General features: G+C 37.1%; 19 protein-coding genes and 3 pseudogenes. 17 read left to right on the plus strand and 5 right to left on the minus strand.

What is annotated here, in order from left to right; genetic code table 11:
- Positions 1 to 449: 449 nt before the first annotated feature.
- From ACOMCU_RS10555 to ACOMCU_RS10570, 4 genes and pseudogenes are all read left to right on the plus strand, one after another.
- Positions 450 to 1,316 (plus strand): hypothetical protein, encoded by an 867-nt coding sequence (locus ACOMCU_RS10555; RefSeq protein WP_421050135.1) that lies wholly within the window; start codon positions 450 to 452, stop codon positions 1,314 to 1,316.
- A 282-nt stretch (positions 1,317 to 1,598) separates the two neighbouring features.
- On the plus strand, positions 1,599 to 2,291 hold the full coding sequence (locus ACOMCU_RS10560) for a hypothetical protein (protein ID WP_421050136.1): 693 nt from the start codon (positions 1,599 to 1,601) through the stop codon (positions 2,289 to 2,291).
- Between the two features lie 579 nt (positions 2,292 to 2,870).
- Positions 2,871 to 2,978: pseudogene (locus ACOMCU_RS10565) on the plus strand (iron-sulfur cluster assembly accessory protein); the annotation flags it as partial.
- A gap of 310 nt (positions 2,979 to 3,288) precedes the next feature.
- A pseudogene (locus ACOMCU_RS10570) lies at positions 3,289 to 3,516 on the plus strand (class I SAM-dependent methyltransferase); the annotation flags it as partial.
- Between the two features lie 129 nt (positions 3,517 to 3,645).
- Here the strand turns inward: ACOMCU_RS10570 and ACOMCU_RS10575 are convergent.
- Complete coding sequence (locus ACOMCU_RS10575; protein ID WP_010857484.1) at positions 3,646 to 4,137, minus strand: CarD family transcriptional regulator; 492 nt, start codon at positions 4,135 to 4,137, stop codon at positions 3,646 to 3,648.
- 156 nt (positions 4,138 to 4,293) lie between these two features.
- On the opposite strand from ACOMCU_RS10575, the gene ACOMCU_RS10580 reads away from it, so the two are divergent.
- The 6 genes from ACOMCU_RS10580 (at position 4,294) to ACOMCU_RS10605 (ending at position 10,542) form a co-directional block, all read left to right on the plus strand.
- Complete coding sequence (locus ACOMCU_RS10580; protein ID WP_230491812.1) at positions 4,294 to 4,725, plus strand: MarR family winged helix-turn-helix transcriptional regulator; 432 nt, start codon at positions 4,294 to 4,296, stop codon at positions 4,723 to 4,725.
- A gap of 281 nt (positions 4,726 to 5,006) precedes the next feature.
- A complete protein-coding gene (locus ACOMCU_RS10585; protein ID WP_036129752.1) occupies positions 5,007 to 5,504 on the plus strand; it encodes an NUDIX hydrolase in 498 nt (165 codons plus the stop codon).
- A gap of 23 nt (positions 5,505 to 5,527) precedes the next feature.
- Positions 5,528 to 7,279, plus strand: a complete 1,752-nt coding sequence (locus ACOMCU_RS10590; RefSeq protein WP_421050165.1) for a LytS/YhcK type 5TM receptor domain-containing protein — start codon at positions 5,528 to 5,530, stop codon at positions 7,277 to 7,279.
- 4 nt (positions 7,280 to 7,283) lie between these two features.
- Positions 7,284 to 8,030, plus strand: coding sequence for a LytR/AlgR family response regulator transcription factor (locus tag ACOMCU_RS10595; RefSeq protein WP_421050137.1), 747 nt, complete (start codon positions 7,284 to 7,286; stop codon positions 8,028 to 8,030).
- A 118-nt stretch (positions 8,031 to 8,148) separates the two neighbouring features.
- Positions 8,149 to 9,942, plus strand: a complete 1,794-nt coding sequence (locus ACOMCU_RS10600; protein WP_010857489.1) for a carbon starvation protein A — start codon at positions 8,149 to 8,151, stop codon at positions 9,940 to 9,942.
- Between the two features lie 270 nt (positions 9,943 to 10,212).
- On the plus strand, positions 10,213 to 10,542 hold the full coding sequence (locus tag ACOMCU_RS10605; protein ID WP_010857490.1) for a YuiB family protein: 330 nt from the start codon (positions 10,213 to 10,215) through the stop codon (positions 10,540 to 10,542).
- A 102-nt stretch (positions 10,543 to 10,644) separates the two neighbouring features.
- Here ACOMCU_RS10605 and ACOMCU_RS10610 read toward each other — a convergent pair whose 3' ends face one another.
- Entirely contained in the window at positions 10,645 to 11,127 is a 483-nt protein-coding gene (locus ACOMCU_RS10610; RefSeq protein WP_036129753.1) for a divergent PAP2 family protein, read from the minus strand.
- Positions 11,128 to 11,252: 125 nt separating this feature from the next.
- Here ACOMCU_RS10610 and ACOMCU_RS10615 point away from each other — a divergent pair, with 125 nt between their 5' ends.
- From ACOMCU_RS10615 to cysI, 7 genes are all read left to right on the plus strand, one after another.
- Positions 11,253 to 12,761, plus strand: a complete 1,509-nt coding sequence (locus ACOMCU_RS10615; protein WP_421050138.1) for a leucyl aminopeptidase — start codon at positions 11,253 to 11,255, stop codon at positions 12,759 to 12,761.
- A 66-nt stretch (positions 12,762 to 12,827) separates the two neighbouring features.
- Positions 12,828 to 13,040: a hypothetical protein gene (locus ACOMCU_RS10620; RefSeq protein ID WP_010857493.1), complete on the plus strand. Its 213-nt coding sequence runs from the start codon at positions 12,828 to 12,830 to the stop codon at positions 13,038 to 13,040.
- Positions 13,041 to 13,652: 612 nt separating this feature from the next.
- Complete coding sequence (cobA, locus tag ACOMCU_RS10625; RefSeq protein ID WP_421050139.1) at positions 13,653 to 14,429, plus strand: uroporphyrinogen-III C-methyltransferase; 777 nt, start codon at positions 13,653 to 13,655, stop codon at positions 14,427 to 14,429.
- Between the two features lie 12 nt (positions 14,430 to 14,441).
- Positions 14,442 to 15,164: a sirohydrochlorin chelatase gene (locus ACOMCU_RS10630; protein ID WP_421050140.1), complete on the plus strand. Its 723-nt coding sequence runs from the start codon at positions 14,442 to 14,444 to the stop codon at positions 15,162 to 15,164.
- A gap of 24 nt (positions 15,165 to 15,188) precedes the next feature.
- Positions 15,189 to 15,338 (plus strand): DUF2292 domain-containing protein, encoded by a 150-nt coding sequence (locus tag ACOMCU_RS10635; protein ID WP_421050141.1) that lies wholly within the window; start codon positions 15,189 to 15,191, stop codon positions 15,336 to 15,338.
- Positions 15,339 to 15,368: 30 nt separating this feature from the next.
- Entirely contained in the window at positions 15,369 to 17,159 is a 1,791-nt protein-coding gene (locus tag ACOMCU_RS10640; RefSeq protein WP_421050142.1) for an assimilatory sulfite reductase (NADPH) flavoprotein subunit, read from the plus strand.
- A 12-nt stretch (positions 17,160 to 17,171) separates the two neighbouring features.
- Complete coding sequence (gene cysI, locus ACOMCU_RS10645) at positions 17,172 to 18,893, plus strand: assimilatory sulfite reductase (NADPH) hemoprotein subunit (protein ID WP_010857498.1); 1,722 nt, start codon at positions 17,172 to 17,174, stop codon at positions 18,891 to 18,893.
- A gap of 101 nt (positions 18,894 to 18,994) precedes the next feature.
- Here cysI and ACOMCU_RS10650 read toward each other — a convergent pair whose 3' ends face one another.
- The 3 genes and pseudogenes from ACOMCU_RS10650 to cysW all read right to left on the minus strand — a co-directional run bounded on the left by ACOMCU_RS10650 (position 18,995) and on the right by cysW (position 21,410).
- Positions 18,995 to 19,189, minus strand: coding sequence for a hypothetical protein (locus ACOMCU_RS10650; protein ID WP_421050143.1), 195 nt, complete (start codon positions 19,187 to 19,189; stop codon positions 18,995 to 18,997).
- 259 nt (positions 19,190 to 19,448) lie between these two features.
- Positions 19,449 to 20,518, minus strand: a pseudogene (locus ACOMCU_RS10655) (sulfate/molybdate ABC transporter ATP-binding protein).
- A gap of 16 nt (positions 20,519 to 20,534) precedes the next feature.
- Entirely contained in the window at positions 20,535 to 21,410 is an 876-nt protein-coding gene (gene cysW / locus ACOMCU_RS10660; protein ID WP_421050144.1) for a sulfate ABC transporter permease subunit CysW, read from the minus strand.
- Positions 21,411 to 21,414: the final 4 nt, after the last annotated feature.

Consider the following 21,414-nt stretch of genomic DNA (forward strand, 5'->3'; position numbering starts at 1 on the left):
ATCGTTTTATTTTGAGTTTGACACAGAGTAATAGATGGCTATCTAGGGGGATAGCAAACTTGTAGCGTGTCCCTAGAAGCTATTTTGATCAGCGAAGGTCAGAAGCTTGTCTGATGGACGATTAGAGTGCGACATGGCAAGGATGTAGGGGTATTTTCCGATATATTGAGGTTGTTGAATAAAGAATTGGGGTTACCTGCTACACGCACACCAAAAAGGAAATGAAGCGATACGATAACAACATTATGAAGTTAAAGTATATTTAAATCAAAGATTAAGAAAAAACGGATAGAGTTGTGGTTAGATTTTGGTGTTTTGAGTGTAACTTTTAATGATTAAATGGTATAAACTACATGTTTATATCTTTGAAAATGTTATATTTGATTCACAAAATATTTCTTGGTGTTATTGAAGTGTTAGATATAGATATTCAATGAGAGTGGTGTGAAATGAATAAACTAACAAAAATAATATATTCAATATTTAATTGGGTAAAAAATTATTTTATAAACATGTTAAACAATAATAAGTTAACTGAATTATATTTCATCTTTGGTATGTCTTTTGCTGTGGTAACAATATTTTTGGGAGTGAAATTGCATTTAATCTTTAGGGTCATATTATTTGCAATATTTGTAGGTCCTTTATTTTATATGTACTATTATATTAAAAATAAGGGAGAATTTATCCAAGCTGATAAATATAGGTATTTAGCTATATTGGGGATTGCTTTATTATACTCTCTAGTAATAAGTAGGTTTTTATTAAGTGAATATTCAAAGTTAATTTCTTGGATGATGTTAATAATCTTATTTTTTATTTTTTACTATTCTTTAAAAGCTTTTGTTTTTAAGTATATAAATCATTGGTTTAAATATAGCTTACTATTTTTATTATCCCCAATTATAGTGGCATTTTTTTGGAGTTTCTGTGGTATGCATCTAATGGAAGTCACAAAGAAGTATCTTTTTATTTCAAACGACTTCTTAGGATGGGTAACATTAATATTGTCGATTATTGTAATGAATCTTATTATATATACTTCTCCTGATAATAATATTAGTGAGTTAAAGGTTGCTATTTATTTTTCTTTAGCAATATTTTCTACTATTTCATATAGCTTCTTTTTATCTGACATATCTACAAGCTTAGTTATTGATATGTTCAAAATAAGTGAAGAGAAAGAGTTAGTCAAACAAACTATTGATACCCTACTTAAATGGATGAGTTTACCATATTTGATAGGAATGGTATTTGGATGTTTTACAATTGAATTGAAACAAAGGAATTTAGAATTAAAAGTGAAGGGGAATTGATACTTAAATCCTCCTTATTATACGTTAGAAAATAAATGAACAAAGGGGGTGGTTTCCAATATTGAGGTATGGTGTCTTTTTAAATAGAGGTGACCTGTATCAACCACACGAAATGAAAATGACTAATTAAACGAACAGGGATTTTCATTAAATTATACAATTGCTATTATTGTTTCAAAGATAGCATCTTTTGAAAAATATTCGTGATTGAGTGGAAGGTACACAGTTATTTACGTAAATTTATTCTTAAATTTCAAAAATTATTCAAAGGGGTGTTTTAAAATGGCAATAGCAAAAGAAAAATCTGATGAAGAAGAAATTAAAGAAATGCTTAGTAAAATCGCATTATCAATCTTTCCTCAAATAGTAGTGCACCTTGGTTTAGAAAATGAATTTGAAAATGATAAGAACTCAGTTATTATAAAAGTTTTAAATTATATTAATGATGAGAATCAGTTTAGTAATGACACACTAGTATCTGTAGTTACAGATGGTTATGCGAAAATTGATGAGTTATTAAAGCATATATCTTCAGATAATGATTTAGTTAAACAGTTTCCTGAAATGTTCTTATTTGAAATTTTTTCAATATTTGAAGGGTTTATTAACCACTATTTATATTCAGAAGTAGTGTTGAACTATGACTTTTCTTTAAATAAAATAAACTCTATTTTAAGTAAACTATCAACAACTGATAAAATAGATTGGTTTATGGAAATGGTTGTAGGTCAGTCCTTTATTACTCATTCTGCTTGGGGAGAAATAAAACCTTTTTTAAAAGCCAGAAATAGCTTAGTGCATTTAAAGCCTATGGAATACACTAAAGAAGATGTGATAAAAGAAAAGGTAACTTGTGAGAGTTTAGTTTTTTTGATGGAGCAAATTAAACTTTTGTCAGAGGAAATATCTAATACTAAAAGTGCTGAAATGGAAGAAAATGAGCAAAAAATAGAGAATATTAGAAAGAAAATGTAACAGCTCATAAGAGGTATTTATGAAAGGTCATAGAACACATTGTGAGTATTCCAGTGAAGTCAACTGATTAAGTTTCAATAAGCTTACAGAGCAAGTCGAACGTTAAGGATACAATAGAATAAGAATAGCAAAAAACAGGATAAACTAAGTGTTTATTTCTTTTTTATTTTGAGATGATTGTTGTAACAAGATTAAATAACAGTATTAAGTTGTAGTTCATGCAATCCTTACATATCATCTGTGGAGCTGTTAACGTCCTATGAGCTTCCTCTGAGTGAAGATGATGGAATCTTCGGGCGTTTCCTAAGCGTGTTTTGAACAGGTGGTAGGGGGGGGGGTTCCGATATTGATAGGCTATCTTCCTATATATAAAGGTGACCTGTATCAACCACATGAATTGAAGTTGCTAAGGAAACGACTAACCACATTTAGAAATGGTTTTTCTATGTTACTTAGGGTACAATCAAATCAGCGATATACACAATCATAGAGGCGAGGGATACACAATCCACTCTGTGATTTACAATCCATCAAAACATAAACAAACGTTGATTTAACAACATTCTTGATAGTTAGGCTGTGGGCGGTGGCTTCACCATCGATAATCCGAATGCGATTGCATCATGTGGCTGTGGCACAAGCTTTAAAGCGGCAAAGCGTGAAGGTACGCCTGAGGTTTGTGATTGATGTTTAAGAAAAGTATTTAGTGGATGATAAAAGACAGGTAAAATTGATATGTACACACCCCTTGTTAGCCCTATATATGCCTAACAAGGGGTGTGAATAATGAGCTTCTTTGATTTGTGATGTTGCAAAACATGATAAATGAAAGGGGCTTTTTTATCTTATAGTAGAAATGTACAGCCATATTTTGTTAGTCACTTTAATTTATTCATTTGGTTTTATAGCATTATTTTTGTTTGAAAGAAAGATCTTTCACTAGTTTTGTGGCATATATTAGGAATTTTGTGCGGTAATATAAGGAGGGGCAATATATATGTCTTTTAGTTATTATGGAGAACTTTGAACTGAAGTTTATGAATTAACGAAAAAGGTCGGACAATCATTGAGCGGCGATATAGAATATTATTGTGACAGACTGAAAGATTGTAAAGGCGCATTCTTGAAGCAATGGTTGGTTCTAGACGCGTAATTATTCCTCTTTTAGAATCGGGGTCTTAATGTTGATGGAGTGGATTATTCTAGCAACGAGAAAATAAAGTGCGGCAATCCAAATGTGTTTTCATTCATATGGATGTGACACATGCGCTAAAAGATTGATTGACTATGAAAGAAGCCACGATAATTTCTGGAGAGAAATAATCGTGGCTTCTTTATGTACCGTCAAAAAAGCTTAGTTAAGCTGTGTTAATACATATTCATAAATTTCATCTGAAGGTTTATCTAGTGCAATGGAGAATTCTGAAAAGATGACTTCTTGTAAAGATTGTAGTAATTTTTCTTCTTGATTTGGGAATTTTTTTTCGTTCGCCTCATATTCAAACTTTTTACGAAGCAAAGTGTTTAAGAGGTTTGCTTGCTTTTGTCTATCGCCGGTTTTAATAATTTCTACGTGAAATCTCATACGATGTGTGTTTTGTTCAATCCATTCCACGCCAGGAGACGTAAATGAGTGTAAAATTTGAATAGCTTCTTCTTTTTCAATAATATTTCTAAGCTGTTTTTTTGCATTGTCAGTAGGGGTACGAATAGTTAATTTTGAATCATTGTGTGGTTGTAAAACGTAGTAAGTTTTTGTAATGTCGCTAAAGGTTTGTTCACAAATATCTTCAATTGAACAAAGTCCATGTGATGAATAAATGACTACATCGCCAACATTGTACATGTATATTCCCTCCATCAAACATTATTGTCAACTTGGTTGACTAAATTAATTGTAAGCAATTAAATGACTTTTGTCAACTTAGTTGACGAATGGTATTTTTTTTTGTATAGTGATTACGAAAAATATGGAATGAAGGTGAATTAGTTGGAGGACGAATTGCAAAATCGAGATGTAGTTGATTTGTTGAGCGAACGTCACGAAATACTTCGACGACTTGCTGAAGATAAGTGGAATAATAATAATAATATCTATATCTCTAATTCGGAATGGTATATTTTAGGAAAAATTTATAAGGATCAACCGACGATTTCTGATGTAACTAAAGGCGTTGATTTTTCTCGACAAGCCACTCATAAATTTATAAAAAGTTTAGAAGCCAAAGGATTGGTAGAGGTTAGCAATGCCGAACATAGTAAAAAACACAAAGTCATTCGTATGACAGAATTTGGTGAAGTATGCTTTGAGAAAAATGAGCTTTATAAATCAGAAATTGAACAGCAACTGGTCAATATCATTGGAGAAGAACAAGTGACTAATTTAAAAAACATTTTAAATCTTAATTGGAGTATTGAGCATTTGGAAGTGTAAAACGTTATCGCTTAGCCATAATATGTGTTTGTTCACGTTCTTGAAAGGTAACCTAACTATCAATTAGTGCCAGCAAGAAAAAGGCATACATAACATGCACTATGTTTAGTTGGTCCTTTAAAAGCTACTGTGAAAAAATTTAATGGCCTCTCTCGCATTTTTGCGAAAGAGGCTTTTGACTGTGGAGAAGGATGTGAAATATTAAATATCTTAAAATTCTGAATTAATGCTTCTAACAATAGAAATTGACAAGTTATAATAAGGACATAGAGGTGAAGGGTATGAAGATGGATAGAGGGAAAGTTTGGCTAGGGGTGGCAGGGGTCACTGTCAATGCGCTTGGGCAATGGCTCGTTGTAAAAAAAGCATATAGTGGTTTACAAGGACGTTGGTCTTTACCTGCTGGTTTTGTCAATGCAGGTGAAACAATTGATGAAGCAGTTGTACGAGAAATAAAAGAAGAGACAGGTATCGATTGTGTCGTATCTGGATTGATTGGTTTCCGTACAGGGGTTATTCGCGAGGAAATCAGTGATAATATGGCCATTTTTTATTGTAGGATGAGTGACGAACAACAGGCATTATATATTCAAAAAAATGAATTGCTAGAAGCGAAATGGCTATATCCAAAGGAGCTAGCCCAGGATGTAATGACATCTGTGATGTTGAAGGAAATGGTGTCCAATCAATTTGAACAACATCAACTAGATGCGATAGATGGCATTAATCCTGGAGAGGTATTTGGTTACTCATCTTATAAATTGTTCTTTAAAAAGTAATGCAATAGCGGAGGGGACCTATGATGGATCTGTTTTTGTTTATGTTGGAGCGGGTAGGCCTTATCATCGTCTTTGCTTTTTTAATGTCAAGATGGCGCCTCTTCAGAGAAATGCTATTCCAAGAACAAGGATTTACAGAAAAAATATGGCTTGTCGTCATTTTCAGTGCCTTGAGTATTATCAGTAGCTATACGGGCATTAAAATTGAAAGAGGTACAATCCATCCACTTCATCAGATGATACATAGTAATATAAATGCGGAAGAGGCCATTGCAAATACGAGACTAATCGGTGTGGCTATTGCAGGAATATTTGGTGGTCCCTTTGTTGGAGTATGTGTTGGCATAATTGCGGGGATTCATCGCATTACACTTGGTGGTTTTACTGCCATTGCATGCGGTGTATCGACAATCCTAGCGGGATTTATCACAGGAGGATTAAGTCAGCAGTTAAAAATTCGTCAAACTTTCGCCTATAAAAAGGCTGTCATTATAGGAATTTGTGCAGAAACTTTGCAAATGATCGTTATTTTAGCCGTAGCGAAGCCCTTTGAACAGGCATTACAATTAGTGTCGTTAATTGCGCTGCCAATGATTATGATGAATGCCTTTGGGATCTTTTTATTTTTCATGATTATTAAAACGGTTATTGATGAAGAAGAACGTACAAAGGCATTACAAACACACCAAGCCTTTTCCATTGCTCAGCTTACTATCGAGCATTTTCGCAAAGGGTTGAATGAAGAATCCTGTCAGACAGTTGCAAAAATAATCAAAAGAGAAATAAAGGTCGATGCAGTAGCCATTACGGATACTAAGGGAATTTTGGCACACGTCGGAGTTGGTGAAGATCACCATTTAATTCATCGTCAAATCATGACGGCACTTACGAAACGGGTTTTAGTAGAGGGGCGTATTATTACTGCTACGTCTGCAAAAGAAATCCATTGTCCACACGATGACTGTCCATTAAATGCAGCGATAGTTTTACCATTAAAGGTACAGCATCAAACGGTAGGCACTTTAAAGCTTTATTTTATGAATGCAGCTTCATTAACAGGAGTAAAGAAGGAGCTAGCAGAGGGGCTAAGTCGGCTATTTTCATCACAGCTTGAATATGCTGAAATTGAAAGGCAACGCAAACTATTAAAGGACGCTGAAATTAAAGCACTTCAAGCACAGGTACATCCTCACTTTTTCTTTAATAGCTTAAACACGATTTCAAGCTTAATTCGAACAGATGCAAATGAGGCAAGAGCATTATTGTTAAAACTTAGTACATTTTTTAGAAGCAATTTACAAGGAGCTCGTCAAATGCTCATCCCGTTAAAAAATGAAATCGACCATATTGAGGCTTATTTGTCGATTGAGCAGACCAGATTTCCTAATCGCTATGAAGTGCAATTTCAACTAGATGAGACACTTTTTGATGTGCACATCCCTCCTTTTACTTTACAGCCACTTGTCGAAAATGCAATTTATCATGCGTTTAAAAATCGCAAGGAAGGCAAAATTTTAGTGAAGGTACAACGAGTCGGTAATAAACTATTACTGCTAACTGAGGATAATGGTTGTGGCATGAGGAAAGAGCAAGTTAAACAGCTCGGAAAAAGTATTATGCAATCGGAACAAGGAACGGGCACAGCCTTATGGAATATTTATCAGCGTATTCATGAAATTTATGGCAAGGAAGCAAATTTTCAAATTTCAAGTACGTTAGATGTTGGGACAAAAATTAAAATTCAACTACCTTTAAAAGCCACAAGATGGGAGTAGAAACATGTTGAATGTATTTATTGTAGATGATGAACCGTTAGCACGAGCTGAGTTACGTTATTTACTAGAGCAAACAAAGCTAGTCGAGGTCAGAGGAGAAGCAGATAATATAGAGGAATTATTAAGTAACTCTCAATTTACACAAATAGATTGTGTTTTTTTAGATATCGAACTGGGCGTAGAGAATGGTCTGGATTTAGCGAAGAAGCTTGTGCAAACAGTACATAAGCCTGAAATTATCTTTGCAACGGCTTATGATGAGTATGCATTACAAGCATTTGAAGTGAATGCATTTGATTATATGTTGAAGCCTTTTGAAGCGGAGCGTGTTCAGCATGCAGTGGAAAGGTTAACGGCGAAAAGAAATGCTACACATGAAAAAACGATGAAAGCGTTAAAAAATCTGCAATTGGACAAGCTTGATAAGCTGACCGTGTTTATTAATGATCGAATTTTACTTATTAACATACAAGAAATTTTGTACTGTACTTCTGAAGATAGTAAGACCATTGTTGTCACTGACAAAGGGAGCTATTTTGCTTCAGAATCTTTAGCATCACTTGAAAAAAAGCTTGCTTTAAAAGGTTTTATACGCGTACATCGTGCGTTTATCGTCAATTTAGAGCATATTGTAGAACTGGAGCCCTGGAGTAGCGCTAAATATAATTTGATTTTACATAATAGGCATTCGATACCAGTGAGTCGCCTATACATGAAGGACGTTCGCAAGATTTTTGACTTATCAAAATAAGTGCATCTCAACCCATGAAAGTCTCCTTTTAACTTTAAATTCTGACATTTCAGTGAATTTAACGAATATTTGTTTAACTCTTTTGCTATGATGTGAAAAAAGTAAAAGGAGTGATGGAATGAATGCGATTACAATTGTAATTGGCTCCATTTGTGTACTTATGATTAGCTATCGTTTGTATGGCATATTCTTTACAAAGAAAGTCTTGAAAATTACAGATGATACACCCACCCCGGCGCACACTTTGGAAGATGGTAAAGACTATGTTCCGACGAATAAATGGGTAACATTTGGGCACCATTTTGCGGCAATTGCTGCTGCTGGCCCGTTAGTAGGACCAATTTTAGCAGCACAATTTGGTTATTTGCCTGGTTTACTTTGGTTATTAATAGGTGCAGTAATCGGTGGTGCGGTACATGATGCCGTTGTGTTATTTGCATCTATGCGCCATGGCGGTAAATCGTTATCTGAAGTAATGAAAGAGGAGTTAGGTCCCGTCGCAGGTTTCTGTACAGGACTTGCCATGCTATTCATTATTACGATTACCATGGCCGGGCTATCTATGGTTGTCCTTGGGGCGTTAGAGCGTAATCCTTGGGGAACATTTGCAGTAGGTATTACGATACCCATTGCAATGCTGATTGGTATAGCATATCGAAAAACGGGCAATTTACTTGTCACTTCTACTGTTGGCTTTATATTGCTCATGATCGGTGTATTTATGGGCCCAATGATTCAAGGAACAGCTTTTGGAGACTTTTTAACGTTTGATCGTGATACTTTAGCTATTATTCTACCTATTTATGCATTTTTTGCCGCAGCTTTACCTGTTTGGCTATTATTAGCGCCGCGTGATTATTTAAGTAGCTTTATGAAAATTGGCGTATTTATTGCCTTAATCATTGGTGTGTTCTTCGTAAATCCAATGATTCAATTCCCACCAATTACAGAGTTTATTCATGGGGGTGGCCCTGTCATTGCGGGTCCAGTGTGGCCATTCGTTTCCATTACTATTGCTTGTGGTGCGATTTCCGGCTTCCATGCCTTTGTTGGTTCAGGGACAACCCCCAAAATGATTAATCGTTGGGAAGATATTCGAATTGTCGGTTTTGGTGCAATGTTAGTGGAATCATTAGTAGGCGTCATGGCATTAATTGCTGCGACAGCCCTTCATCCTGCAGATTATTTTGCAATTAATTCAGCACCAGCTGTCTTTGCAACATTAGGTATGGAAACGGTTCATTTACAAACATTAGCCCAAAGCATAGGAATGGATTTAGAAGGTCGAACAGGTGGTGCTGTTACCCTTGCTGTAGGAATGACTGATATTTTCACAGGTATTCCATGGTTCGCTGAAATGTCCTCCTTTTTCTATCAGTTTGTCATCATGTTTGAAGCGGTCTTTATTTTAACTGCCATTGATGCAGGAACACGTGTAGCACGTTATTTAATTCAAGATTTTGGTGGAAATGTTTATAAGCCGTTAAAGCGTACAGATTGGATTCCAGGTACGATTATCGCGAGTGCACTAGCATGCTTTATGTGGGGCTACTTATTGTATTCTGGGGACATTAGTTCCATTTGGGTACTATTTGGTGTATCGAATCAGTTAATGGCTTCGATTGGGTTGGTATGTGGTGTCACAATGGTGCTAAAAGTAGCAGACAAGCGAATATACGCGCTAACATGCTTTATTCCTTTGGCTTATTTATATGTCACAGTGAATGTAGCAGGCTATTGGATGATTAAGAATGTGTATTGGAATTCAGCAGCTGCTGGTTACAATGTACTGAACGGTATATTGTCGATTATAATGTTGGTACTAGGTTTAATAATTGTTATTACGGCTATCAAAAAATGGACAGAGCTTTGGAAAGCGCCCAAATTTTTATTAACACCAACTTCATCTTAATTCATAAAATAAGGCTATTGAAAATTAGTATTGTACTAGTTTTCGATAGCCTTTTGTTGAAATTAAAGGTAATAGGTCTACATTTAAGCGTAATGGATAAACTTGTTTCAAGGGAGCAAATGCTGGTAGACCAAGATCGAACACCAATCAGTAAACGAATATTTTTTTCTTTAGCTAAATATGACAAACAAGCGACATCAAAGACTTGTTCATTGAAAGCATCCTTTTTATCAGGTAAACTAATGAGAGGAAAACGGAGGTTATACATAGATGGATGGTCCAGTTTCATTAGTACAGTTAATCATTTCAATTGTGTTATTTTTCGTCATGTTTTTTGGTATCGGGTTCTTGCTGAATATGTTACTGCGTATGACATGGTTAATGGCGGTTGTGTATCCAATTGTTGTTGTCTTTATTGTAGATGATGTAAGCTTTTTAGATTATATTTTTAAACCAGGTACAGCATTTCCAGCCCTTTTAGATAAATTGCAAGCACTACAAGTTGTAGATATTTCAATTTTAACTGGTGGCTTTGCAGGTGCAATTGTGGCAGGCATTGTGATGATTTTTTTACGCAAAAATGGCTATCGTATGTTTTAACGATTTTCAGTACAGGTCTATTGGGAAACCTGGAGACAATGTCGTCGAGGCGTTGAATAGAACAAAGGAGTTGACTCAAAAATTTGAGTTAACTCCTTTTCTTTATTGTATGAATTGATAGATGATGATGGCGATAAAAATGCCAGTCAGTGCCCCGAAAAATACCTCACTACGCTTGTGACCAAGTAATGTTTTTAACTCTTCCATTTTTTCTTGCCCATCCATTTGTGGCCATTCTTTAATATCTCGTATCAATGTTTCAAAATCTTTGCGGAGTTGATTTAATACTACTGCATGTTGTCCGGCTTGATAGCGAACACCACTTGCATCATACATAACGATGAATGAAAACATGGCAGCTACTGCAAAAACTGGTGAGTTTAGACCAGCTTCGTAGGCAATTGAGGTTGTTAGTCCTGTGACGGATGCAGAGTGTGAACTAGGCATTCCCCCAGTCGATGTAAAAAGGCCCCACTTAATCTGTTTTGTCATTAAAAAATGAATAGGAATTTTTACAAATTGTGCAAAGAGGACACAAAAGAGGGCGACCAGTAAAGGGGTATTTTGAAGTATACTCACACACATCACAACCTTCGCTTGAAATTACTTTTATTATAACATTCATTATTTTCTAAAAAAAGAAATAGCCAAATATTACGCTCTTTTTTGAAAGTTAGGTATAATGGGAATATTGAAATGGAGGAATTGACATGCATATTGTAAAAGAAGCAAAAACATTTGAAACGATTGCTACAGAAGTACTGGTTGTAGGGGTCACAAAACATCGCGAACAAATGCAGGATTGGGCAAGCTTTTCAACATTTTATGGAGATTCATTGAATGCGTGGTTAAGTACAGGCGACGTATCAACAGACCTGAAAAAAATTACGAAATTGCCCTTTATGAAAGAGCACAATAAGCTTAAACGAATTTTATTTGTTGGGTTAGACGAGCGCAAAAATTTAACAGAAGGCGATTTACGTGCGGCATTTGGTTTAGTAGGTAAAGAGCTACGAACTTTAAAAGTAAAAGAGTATTCTATCTGGCTAGAATCCTTCACGACTGATGCTATTACTGTGACAGATGTTACGTTTCTAGCTGGTGAGGGGACAGGTCTTGGTTACTATTCTATTCCTCATTATAAAACAACTTCTAATGAGGTAGATCAACGTATAGATGCTGTCCATCTTGTGACAGCTGCAGAAGATATAGATGAGGTTGTTGCAAGCTATGAAGTAGGTATTATTTATGCAAATGCAGTGAATGAAGCACGTAGCTTAATTAATCTACCACCAAATTTATTAACAGCTACAGACTTAGCAAATTATGCAGAGACACTAGCTGCTGAATACGATCTTGAAGTAGAAATTTTAGATAAAGCTCAATTAGAGGAGCTTGGTATGGGTGGTATTTTAAGTGTTAATCAAGGTTCAATTGAAGAACCTCGTTTAATAACATTAAAATATAAAGCAACAGAAGATTTTGCTGATCCAATAGGTCTTGTTGGTAAAGGGGTTACATATGATACGGGCGGCTATTCTTTGAAACCAAAAGATTCAATGGTTGGTATGAAGGGTGATATGGGTGGTGCAGCTGCAGTCCTAGGTGCTATGAAAATTATTGGTGAATTACGTCCTAATAAAAATGTAGTAGCGGTTATTGGTTCTACTGACAATATGGTATCCGGTCTAGCGTTTAAACCAGATGACGTCATAACAATGTATAGTGGTAAAACGGTAGAGATTTTAAATACAGATGCAGAGGGACGTTTAGTACTTGCAGATGCTACTACTTATGCCAAACAGCAAGGAGCGACGGCATTGATTGATGTAGCAACATTAACTGGTGGTGTCATTACAGCACTTGGTATGGATAAAACAGGTGCACTAGCGAATAACGATGAATTTTATGCTGCTTTTATGGAAGCTGCCCAGGAAACAGATGAATTTGTCTGGCGTTTACCATTAACAGAAAGTGATAAAAAACGTATTCGTAAATCCGATGTTGCTGATTTAAACAACTCTCCAGGCCGCGATGGGCATATGATATTCGGTGGAGGTTTTGTTGGCGAGTTTGTCGGCGATACACCATGGATTCATTTAGACATTGCAGGAACATCTGATGCGATGGCTACACACGATTTAGGACCAAAAGGCGGAACAGGAGTTATGGTACGTACTTTGGCTAACTTTGTGCAGCGACTAGGAGAAGAAAAATAAGGTAGGCGATACACATGTGGGTTATGTTCCCTCTTTCATAAGATAGAGTAAAAAGGGAGGTAGCATATGCGAAATTTCGGAGGATATCCTGGTGGCTTTGGTAGCTTCTTATTGCCATTTGGTGCACCGTTTTTTGGAGGATTTTTAGGAAGTTTAGTTGGATCACAATTTAATCAGTATCCGTATTATCCGTACTATCCAAACTATCGACCATATCCACCACGTCCACCATATTTTCGACCTGGTCACCCATTCCCACGTTATGGAAGACCATATTAACTCAAATATGACAGACGTAAAAAAAATTATCCAACCAGTTATCGATGGTGAATCGGTAACTGGTTGCTTTACTTGAATTTTATTGTAATGCAAATGGTGCTGTCAGCTAAAGATAAACAATGGAATTACTTTGTTTAAAATGAAAAACACAGACGTATGTTTTAAGTAAAATAATGGATGTAAGGGTTTGCTTAGTTGAAGCCGTGCCCGCAGAAAGCGAGTCAGCCTTAGCTGAAATCAACGTCTGCCAAGATTAAGATTTTTAATAGCAATAAAAAGTAAATCAACACACGTGATAACATCTTTTAAAAGCATTGCATAAAACATCACCATAGTCATTCAAATATGACAGGTGTAAAAAAATTATCCAACCAGTTATCGGTGCTGAATCGGTGGCTGTTTTTTTTTTACTTTAAAGAACATTTGGAAGTACAAATTAATTGTTGACAGAATATACTATATTATTTATTATTCTTATTATATTACTAAGAATTAAAAAGCAGCTGACTAGTAAACTAGAGGCTCCTATTATTCACAGGCATGGCTATGCCTATGGATGATGGGGGCCTCTTTTTTATCTCTACGAAGAGAAAAGAAAAAGGAGGGGATTACGTGGTGAAAGTTCATATTGTAGGAGCAGGTCCTGGAGATGTTGACCTTATTACAGTAAAGGGACTACGTTGCATTGAAACAGCAGATGTCATTTTGTATGACCGACTCATTAATAAGGAGTTACTAACATATGCCAAAAAAGATGCCAAATTGATTTTTTGTGGCAAGTTGCCTAATCAGCATGCCATGATTCAAGAGCAAATTAATCGTTCACTCGTAAACTACGCGCAACAAGGCCTTATTGTGACCAGATTAAAGGGCGGTGACCCATTCGTTTTCGGAAGAGGTGCTGAGGAAGCAGGGGTACTTGCACAGCATAATATTCCGTTTGAAATTGTACCAGGTATCACTTCTGGTATTGCTGCGCCAGCTTATGCAGGTATTCCTGTTACACATCGTGACTTAAGTTCAAGTTTTGCCATGGTCACTGGACATATGCGAGCAGGAAAAGATGATACCATTCAATGGGAATGCCTAGCAAAGGGGATTGATACGATTGCCATTTATATGGGGGTTGGTAATCTTCCTTACATCTGCCAGCAATTGCTCAAATACGGTCGCGATGAAAAAACACCTGTAGCAATTGTTCACTGGGGAACCTTTGCACAACAAAAAACTGTCACAGGCACTTTGGCGAATATTGTAGATGTGGTCCAGAAGGAAAACATTCAAAATCCTAGCGTGATTGTTGTTGGAGAGGTAGTGGCACTTCGTGAAAAAATTCAATGGTGGGAAAATGTTATTCCAGAACCCCTGCTAGAAGAAATTTCTGGGTAAGGGAGTGCTTTCATGCAGGCAACATTATATATTGCACATGGTAGTCGGGTAAAAACTGGTGTGGAGCAAGCTGTTGCATTTCTTTTGCGGGTACAGCGAGAAGTTGATGCACCAATTCAAGAAATTTGTTTTTTAGAGCTAGCCGAACCAACCATCACGGAAGGCATAGCGAGCTGTATACAACGTGGAGCAACGGCCATTGCAATTATGCCGATTTTATTATTAGCCGCCCAGCATGCGAAATACGATATTCCCATAGAAATAGAAAAAGCGAAAATACAATATCCTACTGTTCGGTTTACATACGGTGAACCACTCGGTGTACACGAACTATTAATAGACACACTACATGCACGTGTTTTAGATACTCAACGTCCTATAGAGCATGCAAGCGTTTTGCTCATAGGACGTGGTAGTAGCGATCCAGCAGTGAAGCTCGATTTAGCAAAAATTGCGACAAGGTTACGTGACAAATATGCATATGTAACTGTAGATACGTGTTTTTTATATGGAAGGAGTCCGACCTTTGAAGAGTGGTTACAGCAGAAGCAAGAAAACAACAACCGTGTATTTATTGTGCCATATTTATTATTTACCGGTATATTACGTCAGAGCATAGTGAAACGTTTGATGGATTATGAGGAAAAGAACGTTATTCTATGTGAAAGCTTAGGCTATGACGACAATGTGAGGAAAGTTTTAGTGGAACGTATTCATCAATTATTACAACTTTAAAATTTAAGGGGAAGGTGTTTAATAATGGTAGATAAAAGAGCGGAAAATGTAAATCTAGCATTACATAATGTCCGACAATTCTTAAATACAGTGAACAACGGATCGATTACATTAATTGTACAAAATTCCTACGTGGTACAAATTGAAAAGAAAGAAAAAATACGTCTTAGATAATTTTTAAAATTAATACGTGAGGTGGCAAAGTTGAAACTGCAAGTAATAAATAGTCCGTTTAGTGAGGAGCAGGTAAAGCTATTAAATGAGCTTCTTCCTAAATTAACAGTAGAACAGAAAATCTGGCTGAATGGTTATTTAAGTGCACCACAATCAGCCGAAAAGGTAATTGTTGAGGAATCATCACAAACAGTAGCTCCCATTACTAAAGAAGTAACAATTTTATATGGTTCACAAACAGGAAATAGTCAAGGTTTAGCTGAAAAATATGCATCGATATTAAAAGACAAAGATGTTGAAGTATCCATCGCTTCCTTAGCGAGTTTTAAACCCAATAATTTAAAGAAAATAAAGAATCTATTACTCGTTGTTAGTACGCATGGCGAGGGAGAGCCACCAGATCAGGCAATGCAGTTTTATGATTTCTTGCATAGTAAGCGAGCACCGAATTTAGAGCATCTTCATTATTCGGTGCTGGCATTAGGGGATAGCTCCTATGAATTTTTCTGTAAAACTGGTCAGGATTTCGATGAGCAGTTTGAGAAGTTAAGGGCAACACGTATCGCCCCACGTACAGACTGTGACTTAGATTATGATGAACCTGCAGCACAGTGGTTCGCAGCTGTTCAGCAGGAATTACTGCGAAGTACAGAAACAGTAATTAGTTCACAGCAAGGCCAAGTAGATACAAAGAGAACTAAATCTGCTTATTCTCGTAAAAATCCTTTTTATGCAGAAGTGCTAGAAAATCTAAATCTTAATGGGCGTGGTTCTAACAAAGAAACGTACCATGTGGAGCTTGCTATTGAAGGAGCCGATTTTCATTTTGAGCCTGGCGATAGTATTGGGATTCAACCAGAAAATGATGAATCCTTAGTAGATGCATTATTAACAGCACTTCAATTAAATGCAGAGTCAAAGGTAACTGTATTTGAAGAGTCATTAACCTTAAAAGAGGCATTACAGAAAAAGCTAGAGATAACGGTTTTATCGAAACCTTTATTGCGAAAAATGGCTGCTTACACAACACATGAGGATTTTGTCGCTTTACTTGAAGATGACATCGCATGGAAGGACTATGTAAAGGGCCGTGATTTACTAGATATTGCGGGAGATTTCGCACCTTTTTCGTGGGAGGCACAACAATTCGTTGCCCTTCTACGTAAAATTCCTGCTCGTCTTTATTCAATTGCTAGTAGCCAAAAGGCAAATAGTGATGAGGTGCATTTAACGATTGGTAAGGTAAGCTTTGAGAAGAATGGTCGGGAACGTCTTGGCGTTTGCTCAGGCAGTTTTACCGAGCGTATTCAAGTTGGTGATACAGTGCCAATTTATGTTCATAAAAACCAGAATTTTAGATTACCAGAACAAGAGGATACACCAATTATTATGATTGGTGCAGGTACAGGGATTGCCCCATATCGAGCATTTTTAGAGGAGCGTGAAGAGCTAGGTATAGAGGGTAAAGCATGGCTATTCTTTGGTGATCAACACTTTGTAACGGATTTTCTGTATCAAACAGATTGGCAACGCTGGTTAGTTTCAGGGACATTAACCAAAATGAATGTTGCTTTTTCGCGCGATACAGATAAAAAAGTATATGTGCAACATAAAATCGAAGAAAATGCGGAAGTCTTCTATGAGTGGCTTGAGCAGGGGGCTGTGATTTATGTGTGCGGCGATGATAAGTCAATGGCGACGGATGTTGATCAAACATTACATCGCATAATTGAACAGCAAGGGCAAAAAACGGCTGAAGAAGCAAAAGCCTTTGTAAAAGAATTAAAACAACAAAAACGCTACCAACGTGACGTTTATTAAGGAGCGATAAGAATGAAAAAAAAAATTGTGTTGCCACCTCAATCGGGTACACCTAGTGATGTAGAGCGTATTAAAACAGAAAGCAATTATCTGCGTGGTTCCCTTGAACAAACAATGAATGACCCATTAAGTTCTGGAATTCCAGAAGATGATAATCGCCTGATGAAGTTCCATGGTAGTTACTTACAAGATGATCGTGATCTTCGAAATGAACGTCAACGTCAAAAACTTGAGCCTGCTTATCAATTTATGGTGCGTGTCCGTACACCAGGTGGAGCAGCAACATCAGCACAATGGCTTGTAATGGATGAAATGGCTAGAAAATATGGTAATGGGTCATTAAAATTAACAACACGCCAAGCGTTCCAAGTGCACGGTATTTTAAAATGGAATGTTAAAAAATATATGCAGGAAATCAATGATGTACTATTGGATTCCCTCGCTGCTTGTGGGGATGTCAATCGAAATGTAATGTGTAATGTCAATCCAAATCAATCAGCATTACACGAGGAAATTTACAACTGGTCCGCAAAACTAAGTGAACATTTATTGCCAAGAACACGCGCTTACCATGAACTATGGCTAGATGGGGAAAAGGTGGTCGATAGTCAGGACGATGAAATCGAGCCAATTTATGGGGCGCAATATTTGCCACGTAAATTTAAAATAGGCATTGCTATTCCACCGAGTAATGATGTTGATGTTTACTCTCAGGACATTGGCCTTATCGCAATTGTTGAAGAAGAACAATTAGTGGGCTTTAACGTAGCAGTCGGCGGAGGTATGGGAATGACGCATGGGGATCATGCAACATATCCACAACTTGCACGTGTCATTGGGTTTATTACCCCCGATAAGTTACTTGAAACTGCTGAGAAAATTATTACGATTCAACGGGACTATGGGAATCGTTCGGAGCGTAAAAATGCGCGCTTTAAATACACAATTGACGCTCGAGGTCTTGAATGGTTTAATACAGAATTACATCGTCGTCTTGGTTGGGAAATGCAACAGGCGCGCCCATTTATCTTTGAACGTACAGGTGATGAATTCGGTTGGATTAAAGGGGCAGACGACAATTGGCATTACACATTATTCATTCAAAATGGTCGCATTAAAGATTTTGAGGATTATCAATTGTTAATGGGCTTACGCGAAATTGCAAAAGTGCATACAGGTGATTTCCGTTTAACGCCAAATCAGAATTTAATGATTGGCAATGTAGCACCACAGAAGAAGAAAGCAATTGCCGCACTTATTGAGCAATATAAGCTAACAGATGGCGCATACTATTCAGCGCTACGTCGCAATTCGATTGCCTGTGTTTCTTTACCTACTTGTGGTTTAGCGATGGCGGAGGCAGAACGTTATTTACCTGCACTCATTACGAAAATCGATACAATTATCGATGAAGTAGGCCTCCATGACACAGAAATCGTCATCCGTATGTCGGGCTGTCCAAATGGGTGCTCCCGTGCCGCTATGGGCGAAATAGGCTTTATCGGTAAAGGACCTGGAAAATATAATATGTATCTAGGTGCAAGCTTTACAGGTAATCGCTTAAACAAAATTTACCGTGAAAATATCGGAGAAGAAGAAATTTTAGCAGAGCTTCGTCCTATACTTTTACATTATGCTAAAGATCGTTTAGAAGGCGAGCATTTTGGTGATTTCGTTATCCGTCTAGGCTATGTAGAAGCTGTATTTGACGGCCGACAATTCCATAATAGTTAAGGGGGAAATTAAGGCTACTACGCAGAAAATTTGATTTTTTGTATAGTGGTTTCTACTGTATCTTTTCAAAAAGATTAATCATTTTAAAGTAATAAAATAATTTATAATAAAGCTTGATAAAAATCACCTCTTTGGTTTTCCTTTGAGGTGATTTTTAATTTATATAGAACCACGGTATTAACACATGGACGATCACGTGGTGAATATAAGTTTTCGACTAAATGGCCTTCAGGCACCATTTGGTCAATTGTCAGTATTTCTAATGGATGTCGTTCATGATTACTATTTTTCGTCATCCTATCCATCACCTCAATCATTTAGTTGATTGGAGCGCAGGTGGCGACTTCTGCGGGAATAGCATGAGCGAAAAGGCCCCGCAGAAGCATAGCGACGAGGAGACTGAAGCCATCCCGCGAAAAGCGTCCGCCGTAGTGGAAATCAACGGGTTCATATAGAGTCTTCTATTTGAAAAGAAAAAAACTGTAAACAAACTCAATTATTTTTTGAGTTTGTCTACAGTCTGGGGCTGTCGAGAGACAAATGATTCCCTTCTTTTTAAATGGAGAAATCCTCAGGGACAAATACTTTTAATTGTTTTGGTTTTACAAAAACAGAGTCTCCAACTTTGAGCCGAAGGGTATGGAATTGTTCCTTTGAAAGCTCTGCCTCTAAGTATTCATCCATATCCTCACGGCGTAACTCAATCTGTACGATTGGACCGAGTAAATGAATATGGCTTACTGTGGCAGGAACAGTACCTGATACAGCTGTTTGTTCAATTTGAATATCGTGTGGACGGACGTAGCCTACTGCATCTTCTTGTGTATGAGCATGTGAGTCAGGCACATCAATAGTAAATTCGCCGTATGTAAGTTTACCGTTATGTAAACGCCCTTTGAAAAGATTGACATTCCCTAAAAAATCATACACAAATGGACTTTTTGGATGGGTGTATACTTCATCTGGACTACCGATTTGCTCGATTTGTCCGTTATTCATCACGACGATGCGATCTGCAACATCAAGTGCTTCTTCTTGGTCATGTGTCACAAATATACTCGTAATGTGGAACTCATCATGAAGTTTTCGTAACCATCGCCGTAATTCCTTACGTACCTTGGCATCGAGTGCACCGAATGGTTCATCTAAGAGTAATACCTTAGGCTCGACTGCAAGTGCTCTGGCAAGTGCTACACGCTGCCGCTGCCCTCCTGAAAGCTCTGTTGGATAACGGCCTGCAAAATTTTCGAGCTTTACGAGTTGTAATAGCTCCATTACTTTTTCCTTAATCTTTTCCTTGCTAGGCCTTGTTTTTCGAGGACGAACTTTAAGTCCATAAGCGACATTATCAAATACCGTCATATGGCGAAATAGTGCGTAATGCTGGAAAACGAAACCAACGTTACGCTCCTTTGGATGACGATTCGTAATGGTTTGGCCGTCAAATAAAATGTCACCGACATCAGAAGTTTCAAGCCGCCAATAACACGTAGTAGAGAAGTTTTGCCAGAGCCAGAAGGACCGAGTAAAGCGATTAGCTCCCCAGATTGGATATCGATGGATACATCTTTTAAAGCCTGAAAAGAACCAAATCTTTTTGAAACATTTTGAATTTGGATGCTCATGCAGGTAATCCCTCCATTAAACTGATTTTGATTTCCAAGCAACGATATCTTTGATAATGAGCGTTACAATAGCAATCACACTCATGAGTGAAGCGACAGCAAAGGCTGCTGAGAATTGATATTCATTGTATAAAATTTCGATATGGAGTGGCATCGTATTCGTCATACCACGAATATGCCCAGAGACAACGGAGACAGCGCCGAATTCACCAATGGCACGTGCATTACATAAAATCAGACCATAAAACAGACCCCATTTTATATTTGGCAGTGTGACATACCAAAATGTTTTAAAGCCATTTGCACCGAGTGAAATAGAGGCCTCTTCTTCAGATGTTCCTTGTGCCTGCATAAGTGGAATGAGCTCCCGGGCAACAAAAGGCAAAGTCACAAAAATTGTAGCCAGTACAATACCGGGCAAAGCGAAAACGATTTTAATGTCATTGGCAAATAACCAATCACCGAACAAGCCTTGCGCACCAAATAATAAAATAAAGACAAGACCTGCAATAACAGGAGACACTGCAAACGGTAAATCAACAAGTGTCAGCAGAAGATTTTTGCCTTTAAAATTAAATTTTGTTAGTGCCCAAGCAGCAATTACACCAAAAATCGCATTTAAGGGAACGGCTATTGCTACGACTATCAGTGTCAGCTTGATGGCAGATAAAGCATCTGCATGCGTGATGGCAGCAAAATAAACATCTGCCCCTTTTTGAAAGGCAGTAATAAAAATTGAAACGAGAGGTAACACGATAAACAACGCTAAAAAGGCCAGTGCAATAAATGTCAAACTATACTGAATAAAACGTGGTTCTTGCAAGGCGGCAGGTTTTGCAGCGGCCGTATTTTTTTGAGGAGCAACCTGCTCAATTGAAGTAGAATGGTCCATTAAA

The organism is Lysinibacillus sp. UGB7 (assembly GCF_049058285.1).
Taxonomy (GTDB): domain Bacteria; phylum Bacillota; class Bacilli; order Bacillales_A; family Planococcaceae; genus Lysinibacillus; species Lysinibacillus sphaericus_B.

Excerpts from the sequence above, each read along its gene's own strand:
- ACOMCU_RS10575 (WP_010857484.1), bottom strand. The coding sequence starts at position 4,137 with ATGTACAATGTTGGCGATGTAGTCATTTATTCATCACATGGACTTTGT.
- ACOMCU_RS10590 (WP_421050165.1), top strand. The coding sequence starts at position 5,528 with ATGGATCTGTTTTTGTTTATGTTGGAGCGGGTAGGCCTTATCATCGTC.
- ACOMCU_RS10610 (WP_036129753.1), bottom strand. The coding sequence starts at position 11,127 with ATGTGTGTGAGTATACTTCAAAATACCCCTTTACTGGTCGCCCTCTTT.
- ACOMCU_RS10630 (WP_421050140.1), top strand. The coding sequence starts at position 14,442 with ATGCAGGCAACATTATATATTGCACATGGTAGTCGGGTAAAAACTGGT.
- ACOMCU_RS10620 (WP_010857493.1), top strand. The coding sequence starts at position 12,828 with ATGCGAAATTTCGGAGGATATCCTGGTGGCTTTGGTAGCTTCTTATTG.
- ACOMCU_RS10650 (WP_421050143.1), bottom strand. The coding sequence starts at position 19,189 with ATGACGAAAAATAGTAATCATGAACGACATCCATTAGAAATACTGACA.
- ACOMCU_RS10600 (WP_010857489.1), top strand. The coding sequence starts at position 8,149 with ATGAATGCGATTACAATTGTAATTGGCTCCATTTGTGTACTTATGATT.
- ACOMCU_RS10585 (WP_036129752.1), top strand. The coding sequence starts at position 5,007 with ATGAAGATGGATAGAGGGAAAGTTTGGCTAGGGGTGGCAGGGGTCACT.
- ACOMCU_RS10560 (WP_421050136.1), top strand. The coding sequence starts at position 1,599 with ATGGCAATAGCAAAAGAAAAATCTGATGAAGAAGAAATTAAAGAAATG.
- cysW (WP_421050144.1), bottom strand. The coding sequence starts at position 21,410 with ATGGACCATTCTACTTCAATTGAGCAGGTTGCTCCTCAAAAAAATACG.
- ACOMCU_RS10605 (WP_010857490.1), top strand. The coding sequence starts at position 10,213 with ATGGATGGTCCAGTTTCATTAGTACAGTTAATCATTTCAATTGTGTTA.
- ACOMCU_RS10555 (WP_421050135.1), top strand. The coding sequence starts at position 450 with ATGAATAAACTAACAAAAATAATATATTCAATATTTAATTGGGTAAAA.
- ACOMCU_RS10635 (WP_421050141.1), top strand. The coding sequence starts at position 15,189 with ATGGTAGATAAAAGAGCGGAAAATGTAAATCTAGCATTACATAATGTC.
- ACOMCU_RS10595 (WP_421050137.1), top strand. The coding sequence starts at position 7,284 with ATGTTGAATGTATTTATTGTAGATGATGAACCGTTAGCACGAGCTGAG.
- ACOMCU_RS10615 (WP_421050138.1), top strand. The coding sequence starts at position 11,253 with ATGCATATTGTAAAAGAAGCAAAAACATTTGAAACGATTGCTACAGAA.
- cysI (WP_010857498.1), top strand. The coding sequence starts at position 17,172 with ATGAAAAAAAAAATTGTGTTGCCACCTCAATCGGGTACACCTAGTGAT.